Annotated in this window: 1 protein-coding gene; it reads right to left on the reverse strand. The window is 66.7% G+C overall.

Going from position 1 to position 585, the window contains the following annotated elements; genetic code table 11:
• Window positions 1-192: 192 nt before the first annotated feature.
• On the reverse strand, window positions 193-585 hold a 393-nt coding region (locus Q0066_RS10615; RefSeq protein ID WP_298132709.1), incomplete at its 5' end, for a sugar transferase.

Genomic DNA, 585 nt, shown 5'->3' on the forward strand with positions numbered 1-585 from the left:
CCCGGGCCGGGGGGGGCGGGGGTGGCTTTCTAGCCGGTCCCCTCTGCCTCGCGGGTTCCGGGTGTGCCTTTTTTGCGCCCCCCCACCTAAACACAAAAACAACACTTGCCGGGGGGGGGGCGGGGGCCCCCCCCACTGCTCCGGGAGCCCGGGGGGATGGGCTCGTCTATGGGGAGACGGTTTCGTCTCCGGTCAGTAGGCCCCGTCCGATCCGAACACGGCGCGTGCCGTCTTCATCAGGATCGTGAGGTCCTGCATGATCGACCAGTTGTCGACGTAGTAGACGTCCAGGCGGACGGTGTCCTCCCAGGAGAGGTTCGACCGGCCGGAGACCTGCCACAGGCCGGTGAGGCCGGGCAGCACGTCGAGTCGACGCACGGTGTCGCTGTCGTACTGGGCAACTTCCTTGGGCAGAGCCGGACGCGGTCCGACCAGGCTCATGTCGCCACGGAAGACGTTCCAGAGCTGCGGCAGCTCATCAATCGAGAAACGACGGATGAAGTGGCCGACCTTGGTGATCCGCGGATCCCTGGCCATCTTGAACAGGACGCCGGCGCCTTCGTTCTGCGCCTCCAGCTCAGCCTT

Origin of the sequence: Micropruina sp. (assembly GCF_027492755.1) — a bacterium.
In the GTDB taxonomy this organism is placed as follows: Bacteria; Actinomycetota; Actinomycetes; order Propionibacteriales; family Propionibacteriaceae; genus Micropruina.